This is a genomic window from Hominisplanchenecus murintestinalis (assembly GCF_943193015.1).
GTDB classification, from domain to species: Bacteria; Bacillota; Clostridia; order Lachnospirales; family Lachnospiraceae; genus Hominisplanchenecus_A; species Hominisplanchenecus_A murintestinalis.
The window spans coordinates 33,834-49,163 of sequence record NZ_CALPCM010000004.1 but is presented as its reverse complement, the minus strand read 5'-3'; the positions used below and the strand labels follow the sequence as shown (position 1 = coordinate 49,163).

The window sequence follows — 15,330 nt, the reverse complement described above, 5'->3', positions numbered from 1 at the left end:
TATGTGGAATTATGAAAAAAGACTTCAATATCCGGTAAACATCACAACACCCAATGCAAAACTGGCACAATTTATTATGAGTCAGTATGGTGGTCCAGACGGTGAAATTAACGCCTCCCTTCGTTATCTCTCTCAGAGATTTACAATGCCGAATCGGAAGGCAATGGGACTGTTGAATGATATTGGTAGTGAGGTAGCAAAATGCTCCTCGCTACCGCCGTTTTTTTTACTGGGGTTTCCCGGCAGTTCTGCTAACATATAAGACCACTTGTATGGGAGCAGATTCAGGTAAATCTCGATATGCTCCCTGCTGTGGACAACAATCTTTTCCACAATGTTCCGGTAAAATGTATCATCCTGTTTTTCTCCCAGGGCCAGGGCACGGATCGTAGCGGCGATGTCTGCCATCATTTCCTCCTGGTTGGCAGTAATCTCTTTCTGTTTTTTAGCTTCTTTGATTCGCTGTTTCAGGTTCTCCATATCTGTGTCATAACGCTCGGACATCCGGCGATAGTCATCTTTGGAAATATCCTGTCCCAAGTACAAATCAAGGAGCCTCTCTTTTTTCTCCGCAGTCGTTTCAAGTTTTTGTTCCAGTTTGCCAATATCCATTTCCTCACCTTCAGAAGCAGACAGAACCAACTTGACGATTTCAACCAGATCAGAAATAAGATGTTTCTTGTTGTGCTGTAAATGCTTGATAACCATTTGAAGCATCAGCATAAAATCCTCGTCACGAATTTGTTGGTTGACTGCACAGCCGATTTGATTGCCCGCCTGATCCGTTTTTGGAAGTCCATGCTGGGCCGCTTCAAAACAGCGCCATGCTTTATACTGGCTTCCGTCTTTCCTCTTTTTCGTTCTTGAAACGAACCGGGAACCGCAGCATCCACACTGAATCTTACCGGAGAGACAATACCGATTACTATGCTTTGCCTTTTGCTCTTTAGAGGGAGAACGGCGTTCCAGCTCTTTCTGTGCTTTCTCAAAGATTTCTCTGCTGATGATGGGTTCATGGTGGTCTCGCAGAACAACATATTCCTCCTGCCCACGATTATACTTCTTTTCATGGCTCAGGTAATCAGGAGTATACGTCTTTTTCTGGATCAGATCACCACAATACTTCTCATTTCTCAAAACGCGAAGGATCACTGTATTCGACCATTCTTTCATATGAGTAGAAGTCTCGATACCAGCCTCCCGCAGCTCACGGGCGATTGTATATGTACCTTTTCCTTCCTCTAAGAATTTGTGGTAGATCAACCGTACCGTCCTGGCACCGTCCTCGTTGATATAGAGCTTTCCTCCGCGAACATCATATCCCAGCATATCACGGCCAAATACAACTCCCTGCTCCATCCGGCGCTTCTGTCCCCATTTCACACGTTCGGAAGTCTTACGGCTTTCCTCCTGCGCGATAGAAGCCATGATTGTCAAACGCAATTCTGCATCGGGGTCTTTTGTATTGATATTGTCATTCATAAAAAGGACATAGACACCAATCTTTTTTAAATCGCGGGTGTATTGCAGAGTGTCTACCGTATTACGGGCGAACCGGCTCACCTCTTTTGTGATAATCAAATCCACTTCTCCAGCTTTGGCGAACCGAATCATACGATTAAATTCTTTTCGTTTTTTTGTATTGGTTCCAGATATGCCTTCATCCGCGAAAATCTGTACCAGTTCCCATTCAGGGTTTCGTTCAATATATTCACGGAAATATCTCTGCTGGCTTTCAAATGAGTTTGCCTGATCGTCCTTATCTGTAGATACACGGCAGTAGGCAGCTACTCTCAACATAAAATCAACTCCTTCCAAAAATATCATGTTTATCGGGTGTTGATCTTATTTTATTTGTAATGCTTAGACCTGGCAATGATACGGATTTCAAGAGACACGGGCTGAATATTTCTGCACTACTTTATCCATACAAGCCTCATATTGGGCTTGTGTCAATTTATGATTTTCCAAAAGAGAAAGTAAGATTGCCCGTTGAAAATTGATCTTAAAATCTTTACAATCCAGTTTGTCAATACCCGGCTGTTCTGTAGTTTCAAGAACATATTTCTTGTCTTTCATAGGCAACACCTCCCTAAAGGAATGTATGCAAATAGGGTTGTACGATATTATATTTTTGTACTTATGGAAAACGGCCACACCGGTTTGATTGGAGCCGCATAACATATGGCGGTAAATACTCGGTGTGACCGTTTTAAATTTGTTTTCCTCTTATCTGTTCGCCACTTTTGCCACGCATCCCTGGCGATAGGGATATTACAGGCCGCCCCTGGCAGGGCTGTCATAACTCCGCAGCACCGTTTTACTCGTATGCCGCAGGGTTCCCCCTCAAGTCTGTGGGAGGTCGTGAGAAAGTATCTTTAACCCCCGCGCTGTCATCGCGCCCGGATTGCCAGTCCGGGTCTAAAGCTCCGTTTATCGCTCCGGCAGCCTGGTTTCATCACCTCCTGCAAGTTGCCATCATCGCGCCGGGCCTTATGCCGCTGTTCACGCGGGTTTCGTGCCTGTAATACCGTATATTCAATTTTCAAAGGCCATGAGGTCACGGGAAAAGCGTGTCCTTCTAATAACCGTGAGAAAAAAGGGCATTTTTTGAAGTCTGTTACAGGACTTTTTTCAAATATTTCTCCATGTTCCGAAGGCCGTGCTGGATAGAATCGCTGACAGCCCGGATGCTGACACCTTCACTTTTGGCAATGGCAGCCATGTTAAGCCCCATAAAGTAATAGGCATTGATCCGCTTGGCCTGCTTGTCCGGCAGGGAGGCAATGGCAGCGTGGAGCTGCTCCATTGTCACCTTGCGCTCATAAATCTCACAAGGGGTCATAGCCACAAATAAGGCATCGTACTCAATGCCGTCTCCGCGATCCAGCGAATAGTGTGCATTGTGATAGTATGTACGGCGGCGGTATGCGGCCTCCTTGCGGTCATATTCCAGCATGATAGCTGCCACTTCATCAGGAACCTCGATAATACAGTCATTTTTATAAAAATTGGGATAATGCTCCCGCAGGTTGATCTTAGTCATATTTTCCTCCATTTTGGTTGAAAGGTGAACAGGGAACCAAAATGGAGGCGGCGGGCCACGGCACCTGGGGCAATCGGGGAAATCCCGCAAAATTCGACAAAGAAAAACGCCAGACAGTCGTAATGACCATCTGGCGTGTCTATCCAGCAGTTCCGCCTTATTGTGCGTTTTATATATGTTTAATAGCGCGTTTTCTTTTGTGCAGTAGCCTACAGGCAAACCGGTGATTTTTTTAAGTAATCACCAACCTTAAACCCATAGTAACCATGAAATAAATAACCGCCCACGAATAACTCCTTCAACAGCTATCACAGGCGGTAACGCGAATAGGCCCTGCCATAAAAAGCCGTTTTTTTTGGTGGCCTTTTATCAGGGCTGTTCTGCATATTCAATTTTCATACAGCGCATGATAAGCGCATATTATCACGCGCAAATGGGTAGTAGTAACGTCTTATCCCGCACGATAGAATGTAGTAGAGGTGAGCGATCATGCAGGAAGATATATTTTTACACATGGGCAACCGCATTAAGGAAGCGAGGGAAGAATGTGGCTTGACCCAACAGGAGCTTGCGGAACAGACCGGAAGGGGGCTTCGGCATCTCCAGGATATAGAGAAGGGCCGGAAAAATCCTTCTTTCGATGTGCTGGCATCCTATATTGGCCGGTTAGGTGTTGCGCCTAATGAACTGTTCTATTCGGATGTTCCGGCAGCGGAAAAGGAAGTGCAGCATTTCATGGGCAAATTTCTGGCCTGTACAGAGGATGAACGGAAAATCCTCTTAAAGACGCTGGACTGTCTGGCTGAACAGTTTATCAGCAGACGATACAAAACCTCTGAAACACAGGATTCTAAATAAACCGGCAGACAAGAAAAACTTGCCTCTGCCGGTTTGCTTTTCTTAGTACCATCTGACTGCTGGGAGATCATTATTGATTCCATTCGCAAATAAAATTTGATGTAAGTCTATAAATCCATTATGGAAAGTTGCCGCACAGGATGACAGGTACAAATAATCATTTCACGCAGGCTTGGCATAACTCCACCCGGAAAGATATACTTTTCTTCACGCTATCTCTGTTCAGCAGGCAATATTAAATTATTGCATTACCATTATCGAATTTCTTTTTTCCCAAACAGGACAATCCCCGTCCCGGATGTTAGGAGGATTACCAGCAACGAATAGCCCAACCACCGATAAGGGACATTTTCGATGTCTTTGTTCGTTATTCCCTCTGAATCAAAAGCATCTGCAAGCTGCATGGCCTGTCCAGAGGGAAGCAGATCATTGACGACTTCAAGAACAACCCTCGGCGTTCCGTCAATATATAGGGGATTCGGACTCTGTTCAACTTGTGTGGGGATACCTACCTCATTGACACTTACATAGTTGTCGTACATTTCCGGCTCACCAAGTCTTTGATAGATATAAGAGCTGGACACAAGTAATACCAAGGCCAATATCATGCTCACAACCACATTTCCCGCCTTGTTAGTGTTCAGCATAGCCAACATTGTCATAATGCTTGCAAAGGCTATGGAAACCAAAACACTGCATATCAGGCACATGGAAACTATACTCGTTTCTGTCAGCAGTTCACCGCTTTTGGAGCTGCCCACCATGATAATACCGGCAGCATAAGCCAGAGAAATCAATACACAGGCTATCGAACACACAATAAGATTTGCCAAGTAAATCCGCATCCGGGAATGTCCAACCACCAACTTATTCCGAATCGTTCCATCGCTGTATTCGGAACCGACAAACAGGCTTATAAAAACTGCTGCTACAAGGCCCATGAACGGAGCAAACTCAAACACGCAGCCATCAATCGCAAAGCCCGCACTGGCTTCCGAAGCGACATTTGATGCGCTATATACACCGTAGGAAAACATACAGATCAACAGAATCCAAAACACGATTTTTTTCAGCATACGAAAAAATGTCGATGCAAACAGTCTATTCATGGCTAATACCTCCGATTAAATTAACATAGTAGTTTTCCAGGTTTTCTTCCCGATCCTGTATGGAAAGTACATCGCATTGGTACTTTTCAAGATCAGCGGTCAGATGAGAGATATTCACTCTGTTATAGACCTCTATCACATTGGGAGCAAGAATTTTGTAGGGCTGGCCTGTCTGTTCCAGAACGGCAGCCAGAGCTTTTCCGTCCGTCACTTCAATGCGGACAGATTTGCGAAACGAATTTTCTAAATCGCTTGCACTGATTTCTTTTATCATTTTCCCATTATCGATGAAACCGTAGTGGGTAGCAAGCCGGGATAATTCATCAAGGATATGGCTGGATACCAAAATTGTTATACCATATTGCTGATTAAGGTTCAGAAGAAGCTGTCGCATTTCAATAATGCCCTGTGGGTCAAGCCCGTTGATTGGTTCATCCAGCACCAAAAACCGAGGATTACCCACAAGTGCAATCGCAATTCCCAACCGCTGCCTCATTCCAAGGCTAAAATTCCTTGCTTTTTTCCTGCCGGTATTTTCCAAGCCGACCATCTTCAAAAGCTCCGGGATAGTGTCAAAAGAGCGTATTCCCAAAATGCGGTACTGCCCCTTTAGGTTGTCAGTTGCCGACATGTCAAGATAGATCGCTGGTGTTTCAATGACCGCACCCATTTCTTTTCTGGCATTGAGGATTTCATGTTTCCGGCTGCTGACACCGTATAGAGTGTAGTCCCCGGAAGTTGCTTCCTGCAGGCCGCAGATCAGCCGAAGCAGGGTCGTTTTGCCAGCACCGTTTTTTCCTACCAGCCCATAGATCGCACCTTTGGGGATATGCATGGAAAAATTGTCTAATGCCTTATGGTGGCCATACATCTTTGTCAAAGCCTCTGCTTTGAGAACATAGTCCAAAATATTACCTCCTTTTTATAGCATCCGCTGTTTACGGAGTGCTTTCTTCTAACAAGATCATCATAAAAAAGAAACCTCACAGAAATGTCACCACAGGACACTTTTTACTGGCAGAAACCTCACAATTCTGTGACATTTGAAAACGGCCACCCTTTCGGATGACCGTTTGTGTCTGTATATCTTATTCAGCGACGCGTAACCGTTCCACCACTGTTTTCTGTGCCATTTTGTTGTAGCAAACAATCGGCACAAAAGCCGTAATGAGAATCAGCGGGATAATGCAAAGGATAACGGGGAGCAGGGTAAAATGCCATGTGAAATAGCTTAATTCTGCCCCCATCATCCGAACCACAGTCAGGCTCCCGGCAATGGAGAGGATAAGAGAACACAAAAGCCCCAAAGCAGAATAGCCGATTCCCTCACAGATCAACATTTGTTTGACCTGCCGGCCTGTCATGCCTACTGATTGCAGCATGGCAATTTCTTTATGCCGGGACAGGATGGAAGTCGTCATGGAGTTAATGAAGTTCAGTATGCCGATAAGTGCCAGTATTGCACAAAGTACACCGCCCACAAGACGGTACATATTTATCATGCCGTCAAAAGACTGCCGCAGGACAACTTTAGAAAGATAGTCCAGTGCAGTGTCGGTGTTTGCGGTATAGTTTTTCAGCCAGTTTTCAGCGGCAAGCAGGTTTTCATCATCCACATTGAATATCGTTTTCATGGCTGGTTGATCGGCAGCTACCATATTCCCCAGCAATTCACTTGTTGGGAAAATGTAATCCAATCCCATATCCACTTTTAAAGGAGTTTCCAGGGCCTTTGGGATATTCACCACAGCAAGCACTTCATAAGCCTTGCTTGTTCCGTCAAATTGTGGAACATTGATCTGATCTCCCGGCTGATATAGATAGAGGGAACCGTCACCCATCATCTGCATAGGTGTAACATATACACCTGCTCCTGATTTCCATTTTTCCGTGTTCAGTTCACCGTCCAAAACCTGTATATATTCTGATGGAAAATTGTCCAGGCCGTACACATTGACACCGTGTTCCTGCCGCACCATATAATTGCCCAGTTCTTTTGCAACGGCATCGGAAGAAACAGCAAGTTCCTGTAAACGGGCAAGGTCGTTTTCGGAAAGAGACTGTTTGGAAGTCCACAGGTAGACACTTCCTATATCTTCAAGGCCATTCAGACTTTCAGCCTGACTGATGAAATCCCGATTTACATTCGCTGTATTAAACGGGGCATAACTGTTGATAACCGTAGTATCAGCGACAGTAAAATCTGTCAAACTGAAATCGGCAACAAATTTGTCAAAGTCAAACGAGGTCACATAAGTGTAAACGCTGTTCAAAAGAACGATACTCAACGCAAACGACAAAGTGACGATGATTACCTTTTTCTTATTTCGTCCGAGATTGTTTTTTGCCATCATAGTCGTGCTGATCTGTCTGCTACGCCGCTGTTTCTTTTTCGCTGGAGCCTGCTCTACATAGTGAAGTGCCTCCATTGGGGAAACTTTGGCCGCCAGAGCAGCCGGCTTTTTGCAGCTAATGAAGACAGTAATCAGCGAAAAGAGGATTGCAATCAAAAAGATGACCGGGTTTACAGTAGTAACCACTCGCATATCGTCCGTCAGCATATTCACGATAAAGGGAAGCAGCAAACGACCGATGGGCCATCCCAGCAGCAAGCCCAGGGGAATCCCCACGAGGGACAGCTTCATTGCTTTTTTATAAACGATTTTCCTGATCTGCCTTGCGGTTGTTCCCAGTGTTTTCAGCATCCCATAAAACCGAATGTCCTGTGCGATTGAAATGTAAAATACATTGTAAATCAGGAGATAGCCTGCAATAAAAATAACCAGGATACCGGCCGCAAGGGGCAGTATAGTAGACGGGCTGACTGTCGCTGTCCCATAGGCGTCATTGATACTCACCCGTTCATCCAGACCATATTGCGAAGTCACTTCCAGTGCCTGTTTCTCAATATCCCATTCCGTAGGCATCATCATAACAGTATCAATATAGCCCGTTCCTACTGGGGGTGTGGCTCCGTCTGTTTCCCCTCGAATAACAGGAGCTACCTGCTCCGTGTATTCTTTGGACAGCAACATTGTTTGACGGTAGGCCACAGCGTCACCATCCCAAATACCGCACAAGGTAAAGGTATCGGTAAACGTGTCTGTATCGGTCACAAAGGTAAGTTCCATTTGTGTGCCGATTTCGTCCGTCAGCCCCATTGCTGCCAGGACAATACGGCTTGTGGCGATCTCATTTTTCTGCTCCGGCAGCCGCCCGGTATCGGGAACATTGAATGTCATATCTGCATAGGCAGCATCACCATAGCGCAGTTCCGTAGGTGTTTTATGAAAACGATCCCCCACAGCATTACCGATAATGACAGAATAGCCGATGTCTTTCACTCTTGTGTCGGCTGACAGAAGTTCGTATTCATCCCACGATACCCGCTTAATACCTACATGAGCGGAAGTACCGATTGTCCTCATGTTGCTTTCCTGCATGGCAGTCTGCAAACTAATCGCAATCGTGGACAGACTGGTAAACAAAAGCGTTGCAAGCATGATTGCTAAGACAGCAATCGTATTTTTCTGCGCTTTTAGTGAACGCTTTGCCAGAAGTTTCAGGACAGGCCCATTGTTGTTTCCAAATAAAATATCAGTCATATTTTCGCCCCCTTTACTCGGAAATTCTGCCGTCCTCAATGCGGATAATGCGGTCGGCAAGCTGTGCGATTTCATTGTTATGGGTTATCATTACAATGGTCTGATGGAATTTTTGGCTGGTAACTTTCAAAAGGCCCAACACATCACTGCTTGTTCGGCTGTCAAGATTGCCGGTGGGTTCGTCCGCAAGAACAATGGCAGGTTTGGAAACAAGAGCGCGGGCAATCGCAACACGCTGCTGCTGGCCGCCGGAAAGATTGTTGGGCATACTGTTAAGCTTTTCATCAAGAGCCAGCAGTTTTACAACTTCTTTCATAAATCGCTTGTCCACGGTGTCGCCGTCCAGCGCCACCGGCAGGACAATATTTTCGTAGACATTCAGGACGGGAACAAGATTGTAATTCTGGAAGATAAAACCAATGCTGCGCCTGCGGAAGATCGTAAGCTGTTCGTCCTTGAATTTGGATAATTCTTTTCCTTTCACTTTGATACTGCCGGAAGTCGGCGTGTCCAGGCCGCCCATCATATTCAGCAGAGTGGACTTGCCGCTGCCGGAAGTACCAACGATGGCAACAAATTCTCCATCCTCAATCGAGAGGGTCACGCCATCCAACGCTTTTGTGATGTTCGGCTCTGTGCCATAATATTTTTTTAAATCAGTTGTTTGTAATATGCTCATATAGAACACCATCCTTTCTTTGTGATGGCTCTATCTTAAAGACCAATCCTCACAGAAATGTCACCGCAAGAGGTTTTTTACGCATTAAAATCTCACAATCCTGTGACATTTCAAAGTCTCATCAATCACGGGGTAAAAATACCATAAAGCAGGAACCGATGTCCGGACTGGAAGTCAGTTTGATATATCCCCCCTGCATGGTAATGATTTCACGGGCCAGATACAGCCCAATGCCGATACCATCTACATCATGAACATCGTCCTCCCGATAAAACCGTTTGAAGATCGCGCCTTGATGTTTTTCCGGGATACCCTTTCCAGTGTCGGCAACGCTGATTTTCAGATATAATTCCCAGCATTCCACCGTCACAGTGATTTTTCCATTCTCCGGTGTGTATTTTACCGCATTATCCAAAATATTGAACAACGCTTCACTCGTCCATTTTCTATCATGAGGAACTGCCAGATGCTCCGGGCAGTTTACCGAAACATCAATTTGCTTCTTTTCTGCGTTCAGCAAAATGCCGCCCAATGCTGACGCGAGGGTGTCATAGATTGTCTGCTTTTTCTTATCCAGAGAAATGACGCCGGTTTCCAGCCGGGAAGTTTTAATCATAGCCTGCATGAGAAAATCCAGCTTATCAAGCTGACTGGCGGAAGCTGATAAAAATTCTTTCTGCTTGTGTGGCGGAACTTCCTGATCCATGAGCGTGCTGTTCATCATTTTTAGATTAGCAATCGGCGTTTTCACCTGATGGGAAATATCTGAAATCAGCTCTTGCAGGTCGGCCCGTTCCTTAGCAACATTGCGGCGATTCTCATTCATTACTTCATAGAGCCGCTCCAGCCGGTAATTGATTTTATAGAACAGGCTTTCTTCTTCGGCCATTTGCAGAGGCTCTATATTCCCGGACAGCATATCGTCAAGCGTCCTGCAAAAGAGATCGGAAAATAAAGTCAGCCTGCGCCGAACCAGCGCAACAAAACAAGCCACACAGAACAAAACAAATGCACAGAAGAACAGGCAGCATAATACTGCCGATATACTATGCGCCAAGTTGTACAGGATAATTGTAGTGGCTGAAACGGCCAGCAAAAGTACCAGCCCTAAGAACAAACAGGCTTTGTTGATAGAAAGCTTCTTTGCACTCATTTTTGAAAACCCCCTATCCACATATACCCCATGCCGTAAACTGTTTTGATATACTGCTGACCGCCTGCCTCGATTTTGTTTCGTACCCGGCTGACTGCGGCTGTCAGGGCGTGTTCATCCACAAAGTTTCCATCAATATCCCACAGCTTTTCAAGAAGTGCCTGCCTCGTCAAGACAACCTTTGGATTTTTCGTCAGCACCTTTAGCAGCCGGTATTCCAGCGGGGTAAAGGTGATCGCCTCCTCGGAAATGGTCGCAGTCATTTCCGAAAAGTTTATGGATAAGATACCATCATCATAACAGTCCCCGCCTGATTGCTTTGCTATGCGGCCCAGCAGCGCCGCCAGCTTTTTTTGAAAAACACTCATGTGAAATGGCTTTGTTACATAATCGTCTGCCCCAAGCTCATAGCCTTTGAGCATATCGCTTTCCATATCATTTGCAGTCAGGAAGATGATTGCGGTATCAGGATATCGTTCTTTGGCCTTCCGGCAAAAGTCAAAGCCGTTTCCATCCGGCAGGTTCACATCCAGCACGATTAAGTCATAATCCTGCTTCTCAATATCATTTGTTGCCGCTTGCTTTGATAAGGCGGCATCCACGGTATATCCCATTGTATTTAGGTTATAGCACAACGTATGATTCAAAAGGCGGTCATCTTCAACTACCAAAATTCGCACCGTATCACATCCTTTTCTTTTTAGAGTAACATTCAAATGTCACAGAAACCTCACAGCAAAGCTATTTTTTTCACCGTTTGTCAGATGGCTTTATTATAGTTCTTCCACTCGAACAAAACAAGGATAGCAACAAAATTGGCAAGCAAGGCAGAGTGGTACACACTCTGCCGTTTTGCTCCGCAAAACCGCTTGTTGGGGAGGCCCCCAATCACCCAGAACAGCTCCGTGCCGGAGCTGGCTGCGCGTTCCCTTGGAACGCTTATTATAGGTTACTGTTCTATTAGATAATCCCTTTTAAGAAAAGTGTTTTTATTTCTGTAGCTTTGGTAATTTCCTTTGTCGATTCCTATGTCGATTTTACGAAAATAATTGTACATTTGCAATAAACATGATATAATAGTAAAATTAAAGTAAAAATCGTGCAGGAGATAAGGAGTTATGAGCAAACGAGTTTATATTAGTGCAGATTATTCAGAAAATAGCGGTGATCGTAATGTTGTTAATTTGCTTAATAAATGGGGTACTGATAATCTTCATAAAGTAGATTTTGTTGATATGGCTAAGGTGGTTTCAGGTAGTGTTTCTAAAGACCCTGATTGTCGTATTTGCGATTTAAAGCTTGAGTTTAACCAGCAGATAAATGCGTCATCTGCTGTAATTATTGTTATTGGCGATAGAACTAAGTTCCGTGAAGCTGGTAGTGCTTGCTCGCGACAAACTAAAAGTCAGGCAGAGTGTAGATGTACCCCATATAAGCAAAATGCCAACGGTTCTAAGCCATGCAGGGTGTCTTCGACTGTTTCTGCTGGAGAATCGAATGTTGGAAGTATAAATAGTTATTCTTACATCAGGCATGAGTTTGAACAAGCAAAAAAAAGCGGAAAGCCCATCATTGTTGTTTACAATTCGTTGCGAAAGGAATCAAGCTGGCTTCCATCCTATATGAATGGTTATGAATTGAATGCACAACCATTTTGGATAATAAATGATTTTGGCCAGAAGGTTGGAAACTATGATTACATAAAGAAGGCACTTGGATATGTGTAAATATTTAAAGATATGCAGTGCATGGGCATTGAGTGCAATAACTATAATCTTCACTTTTATTCCAGAAAAATGTTTCAGCCAATATAAACTGCCAATAAATGTTTCCGAAGAAGTGCATATTATACTCAATCGTATCTTGACGTATATTATTGTATTTGTAATATCAGCAGTATTATACCAATGGTACTTACAAACCAGAAAGGAAGTTACTATAAAAGGTAAGAATTACCGTATTCAAATTGAATATGGAGATTTATTACAAAAACATGACTACAAAAAGGTAATTTCATTTGACGAATGTTTTACAACAAGTGTAGGCCCTGCTCCATCTGATGTAAATGCAGATTCTATTTGTGGACAGTTTCTGCAAAGCCATCCTATTTCTACGCAAGAGATGCAACTTTTGATTGATAAAGTACATTTGAAACCGATGAGAAGTAAGTCAAAATTTCAAAGTAAGACAAGGTATGAATCTGGTAAGTTAGTGCCATACAATGATTTTTTATTGATGTCATTTGCAAAATTAAACGAAAACGGAAGAGGTGAAATGACCCATGATGACTTCCTTGATTGTCTGTCTCTGCTGTGGAAAGAGATTGATACACATTACGGGCAAAAAAACGTATGTATATCTATTTTAGGGTCAGGTGTTACTTATATGGGAGATGAATCACTTTCACAACAGAAATTATTAGACATCATAATTGCTTCGTATAAATTAAGTACTCATAAAATCAAACTTCCTTATCAGTTATTTATTATATGCAAAGAAAGTGATGATTTTTCTTTAAATAAAATTGGGGAATCTATATAAAATTAGAGAGCCTATTATTGTCTACATAAAATAAATATACCAGTTTCAATTTATCGGACAGTTATCCATTATGGACAACTGTCCATTTAATATATACATAAAAATACTAAACTGAAAAATATAGATGGGAAAATATTAGCCATACTCAAATAATTGCACAGTGGAAATGTGCATAACCGGCCATTCCGCCATGGAAAACGCCATTCACAGCCCGTGGAAAAGTAAAGAGAACTTTCCCACAGCCTGCAAACAGCGTTTCCCACAGCTCCATAAGATGGCCGGTTATACACATTCCCACTGTGCCGGGTGACGGCTGAATCCATCTCCTTCCTGTCTATAAAAATCAAATAGACGTTTAATTCTGATTGTTAGAATACATACGCAGTGCTATAATGATAAAAAACGAAAGAATGGTTTGATGAAAGAGCTAGTATCAAAACTTTGGGATATTTTAAAAAAAGACCCTCTAGGAATTGTATCGGTTTTAGCTATGGATATAGCTGGGATTGTTTTTTGGTCATTAAATCCTTTTGTGATTGGATCATGTATTGATGGTTTCTTTGAGCATAACTACTTTTGGTTTTATATATTGATCGTCTTACAATTTTTGTTTATTGCTGTTCGCGCAGCTAATAAAATTCTTGACACCAGAGTATATGAACGAATTATCGAAGCTGAAAGCAACAATTTTTATGAGGAAAAAATACAAACCAACCTTACTGAATCACAAATAAGTTCCAGATTAAATTTAGTTGAAGAAATAATTAGCTTCTTTGAATTTGATTTAGTCCAGATAATAGATATGTTTGGTGGAATAGTGTTTTCGCTTGCATATATATTTACTGCCTCTGGTATGCTGTTGTTTTCTTTAGCCATTATAGTTTCTATTCTGGTCTATATTTTTACAAAGAGCTATCACAGGAAGATTGCAGATAACAACATCAATTATCAAAATCATGATGAAACAAGGGAAGAAGTGATTTCAAGTAGAAATAGGCAACAGTTTAGAGTATTTTCAAAAGTAATCTTGAATTTAAGAATATCAAACTCTGATCTGGATGCTAAAGCATATTTGTGTACTGACATATTACAATCCATATTTTTGATTTTTGCAATGATTATTACAGTTCGTATGGGTAATTACACAAGCGGACAATTATTTTCTATCATTTCATACATTATAATGCTCAATGAAAGTGTTTGTGAAATAAATGAAGTCAGGATTAAAGTATATGATTTAATAGATAGCGTGAATCGCTTAGAAAGGAATGAAGAATGAGTTACAGGGATGAATTTGAAAACATAATCGAGAGCATCAAGATAGGCCCCAATACCCCTAAAGAGGAAGTTGACCGTCAATTTCTTCCAGTGATACAGTTTATAAGAAAAAATGTTCCAGAACAACTTTATAAATTCAGAGGATGTGCTGAATATAGTATAGACGCATTTGAAAAAGACGAGCTTTGGCTTTCTAAAGCTGCCTTTTTCAATGATCTCCACGATAGCCTTCTCTTTTTTGATAAAAATGCTATACTTGATTCCATAGAAAAAATGTTTTCCTCCGGCGCAGTTTCGCCCATGATTGACGCAATAAAACAAATGCAGTTTCCCAATGCTGATTTACAGAAACAAGCAACGGAAATGTTCTCTGCATTAGATACCAAACAGCTTACAGAGATCGTTTGGCAATCAGTGCCTGGCTTTAGTCAATGGTTGGATCAGTGCTTTGCGTTTGCAAAAGATGGGATACGAGAACGAACAAAAATGGTATGTTTATCAGAGAGTATCAAATCTCCTTTAATGTGGGCACATTATGCAGATAATCATAAAGGATTCGCCATAGGATATGATTTTAGAAATAATGAGATAACACAATGTTCTAATTGTCCGAATCGTTCATGTACTAATATTAAGCTTGGAACGATTTATCCAATGATATATTCTGATAAACGTTATGATGCAACAAGATATGGTCAATGGATTGTACAGCAACAAATAAATCGCATAATAGGATTTCCTACAGAAGAATTTTACGATGATAGTTTTTTGCTTACGAAAGCTGCTTTACATAAATCAAATGACTGGTCTTATGAAAACGAATGGAGAATTATATGTTCTACTCCCAATCTGACTGTGGAACAAAAAGATCGTTATCCAATCAAGAAAAAGCCTATAGCAATTTATTTTGGTAGCCAAATTCCTGATTTTTATCGCAAAATGCTAATGCACATCGCGGATGAAAAAGGTATTCCGAGGTATCAGATGTATGTTAAAGATTATTCTTCCAAGTATGAATTAGATTATATGCCCATCTAACAAACAAAAATAGAGCATGACCC

14 protein-coding genes and 1 pseudogene are annotated in these 15,330 nt (G+C 42.4%); 6 read left to right on the top strand and 9 right to left on the bottom strand.

What is annotated here, in order from left to right; genetic code table 11:
- Position 1: 1 nt before the first annotated feature.
- Positions 2-193, top strand: a pseudogene (locus tag NFR99_RS15435) (manganese catalase family protein); the annotation flags it as partial.
- Here the strand turns inward: NFR99_RS15435 and NFR99_RS02760 are convergent.
- From NFR99_RS02760 to NFR99_RS02750, 3 genes are all read right to left on the bottom strand, one after another.
- On the bottom strand, positions 133-1,800 hold the full coding sequence (locus NFR99_RS02760) for a recombinase family protein (protein WP_251352639.1): 1,668 nt from the start codon (positions 1,798-1,800) through the stop codon (positions 133-135). The pseudogene NFR99_RS15435 and the gene NFR99_RS02760 overlap by 61 nt on opposite strands.
- 87 nt (positions 1,801-1,887) lie before the next feature.
- Complete coding sequence (locus tag NFR99_RS02755) at positions 1,888-2,079, bottom strand: hypothetical protein (protein ID WP_251352637.1); 192 nt, start codon at positions 2,077-2,079, stop codon at positions 1,888-1,890.
- 541 nt (positions 2,080-2,620) lie between these two features.
- A complete protein-coding gene (locus NFR99_RS02750) occupies positions 2,621-3,046 on the bottom strand; it encodes a sigma factor-like helix-turn-helix DNA-binding protein (RefSeq protein ID WP_251352634.1) in 426 nt (141 codons plus the stop codon).
- A 489-nt stretch (positions 3,047-3,535) separates the two neighbouring features.
- On the opposite strand from NFR99_RS02750, the gene NFR99_RS02745 reads away from it, so the two are divergent.
- Positions 3,536-3,904, top strand: coding sequence for a helix-turn-helix domain-containing protein (locus NFR99_RS02745; RefSeq protein ID WP_251352632.1), 369 nt, complete (start codon positions 3,536-3,538; stop codon positions 3,902-3,904).
- 254 nt (positions 3,905-4,158) lie between these two features.
- Here NFR99_RS02745 and NFR99_RS02735 read toward each other — a convergent pair whose 3' ends face one another.
- From NFR99_RS02735 to NFR99_RS02710, 6 genes are all read right to left on the bottom strand, one after another.
- The gene (locus tag NFR99_RS02735; protein ID WP_251352630.1) at positions 4,159-5,013 is read right to left on the bottom strand and encodes an ABC transporter permease; all 855 of its coding nucleotides are present in this window, start codon (positions 5,011-5,013) and stop codon (positions 4,159-4,161) included.
- Positions 5,006-5,920 carry an ATP-binding cassette domain-containing protein gene (locus tag NFR99_RS02730; RefSeq protein ID WP_251352628.1) on the bottom strand — a complete coding sequence of 305 codons (915 nt, stop codon included), beginning with the start codon at positions 5,918-5,920 and terminating at the stop codon, positions 5,006-5,008. Before NFR99_RS02730 ends, NFR99_RS02735 begins: the two co-directional genes overlap by 8 nt.
- 181 nt (positions 5,921-6,101) lie before the next feature.
- A complete protein-coding gene (locus NFR99_RS02725) occupies positions 6,102-8,618 on the bottom strand; it encodes an ABC transporter permease (RefSeq protein ID WP_251352626.1) in 2,517 nt (838 codons plus the stop codon).
- 13 nt (positions 8,619-8,631) lie between these two features.
- Positions 8,632-9,297 (bottom strand): ABC transporter ATP-binding protein, encoded by a 666-nt coding sequence (locus NFR99_RS02720; RefSeq protein WP_251352624.1) that lies wholly within the window; start codon positions 9,295-9,297, stop codon positions 8,632-8,634.
- Between the two features lie 121 nt (positions 9,298-9,418).
- Complete coding sequence (locus tag NFR99_RS02715) at positions 9,419-10,450, bottom strand: sensor histidine kinase (protein ID WP_251352623.1); 1,032 nt, start codon at positions 10,448-10,450, stop codon at positions 9,419-9,421.
- Positions 10,447-11,130, bottom strand: coding sequence for a response regulator transcription factor (locus tag NFR99_RS02710; protein WP_251352620.1), 684 nt, complete (start codon positions 11,128-11,130; stop codon positions 10,447-10,449). The genes NFR99_RS02715 and NFR99_RS02710 overlap by 4 nt, the downstream gene beginning before the upstream one ends.
- Positions 11,131-11,568: 438 nt before the next feature.
- Here NFR99_RS02710 and NFR99_RS02705 point away from each other — a divergent pair, with 438 nt between their 5' ends.
- The 4 genes from NFR99_RS02705 to NFR99_RS02690 all read left to right on the top strand — a co-directional run bounded on the left by NFR99_RS02705 (position 11,569) and on the right by NFR99_RS02690 (position 15,307).
- The gene (locus tag NFR99_RS02705) at positions 11,569-12,177 is read left to right on the top strand and encodes a hypothetical protein (protein ID WP_251352618.1); all 609 of its coding nucleotides are present in this window, start codon (positions 11,569-11,571) and stop codon (positions 12,175-12,177) included.
- Positions 12,170-12,991: a macro domain-containing protein gene (locus NFR99_RS02700; protein ID WP_251352616.1), complete on the top strand. Its 822-nt coding sequence runs from the start codon at positions 12,170-12,172 to the stop codon at positions 12,989-12,991. Before NFR99_RS02705 ends, NFR99_RS02700 begins: the two co-directional genes overlap by 8 nt.
- Positions 12,992-13,409: 418 nt before the next feature.
- Positions 13,410-14,270, top strand: a complete 861-nt coding sequence (locus tag NFR99_RS02695; protein ID WP_251352614.1) for an ABC transporter six-transmembrane domain-containing protein — start codon at positions 13,410-13,412, stop codon at positions 14,268-14,270.
- Positions 14,267-15,307, top strand: a complete 1,041-nt coding sequence (locus tag NFR99_RS02690) for a DUF2971 domain-containing protein (RefSeq protein ID WP_251352612.1) — start codon at positions 14,267-14,269, stop codon at positions 15,305-15,307. The genes NFR99_RS02695 and NFR99_RS02690 overlap by 4 nt, the downstream gene beginning before the upstream one ends.
- Positions 15,308-15,330 lie beyond the last annotated feature (23 nt).

Excerpts from the sequence above, each read along its gene's own strand:
- NFR99_RS02760 (WP_251352639.1), bottom strand. The coding sequence starts at position 1,800 with ATGTTGAGAGTAGCTGCCTACTGCCGTGTATCTACAGATAAGGACGAT.
- NFR99_RS02755 (WP_251352637.1), bottom strand. The coding sequence starts at position 2,079 with ATGAAAGACAAGAAATATGTTCTTGAAACTACAGAACAGCCGGGTATT.
- NFR99_RS02750 (WP_251352634.1), bottom strand. The coding sequence starts at position 3,046 with ATGACTAAGATCAACCTGCGGGAGCATTATCCCAATTTTTATAAAAAT.
- NFR99_RS02745 (WP_251352632.1), top strand. The coding sequence starts at position 3,536 with ATGCAGGAAGATATATTTTTACACATGGGCAACCGCATTAAGGAAGCG.
- NFR99_RS02735 (WP_251352630.1), bottom strand. The coding sequence starts at position 5,013 with ATGAATAGACTGTTTGCATCGACATTTTTTCGTATGCTGAAAAAAATC.
- NFR99_RS02725 (WP_251352626.1), bottom strand. The coding sequence starts at position 8,618 with ATGACTGATATTTTATTTGGAAACAACAATGGGCCTGTCCTGAAACTT.
- NFR99_RS02720 (WP_251352624.1), bottom strand. The coding sequence starts at position 9,297 with ATGAGCATATTACAAACAACTGATTTAAAAAAATATTATGGCACAGAG.
- NFR99_RS02715 (WP_251352623.1), bottom strand. The coding sequence starts at position 10,450 with ATGAGTGCAAAGAAGCTTTCTATCAACAAAGCCTGTTTGTTCTTAGGG.
- NFR99_RS02705 (WP_251352618.1), top strand. The coding sequence starts at position 11,569 with ATGAGCAAACGAGTTTATATTAGTGCAGATTATTCAGAAAATAGCGGT.
- NFR99_RS02700 (WP_251352616.1), top strand. The coding sequence starts at position 12,170 with ATGTGTAAATATTTAAAGATATGCAGTGCATGGGCATTGAGTGCAATA.
- NFR99_RS02695 (WP_251352614.1), top strand. The coding sequence starts at position 13,410 with ATGAAAGAGCTAGTATCAAAACTTTGGGATATTTTAAAAAAAGACCCT.
- NFR99_RS02690 (WP_251352612.1), top strand. The coding sequence starts at position 14,267 with ATGAGTTACAGGGATGAATTTGAAAACATAATCGAGAGCATCAAGATA.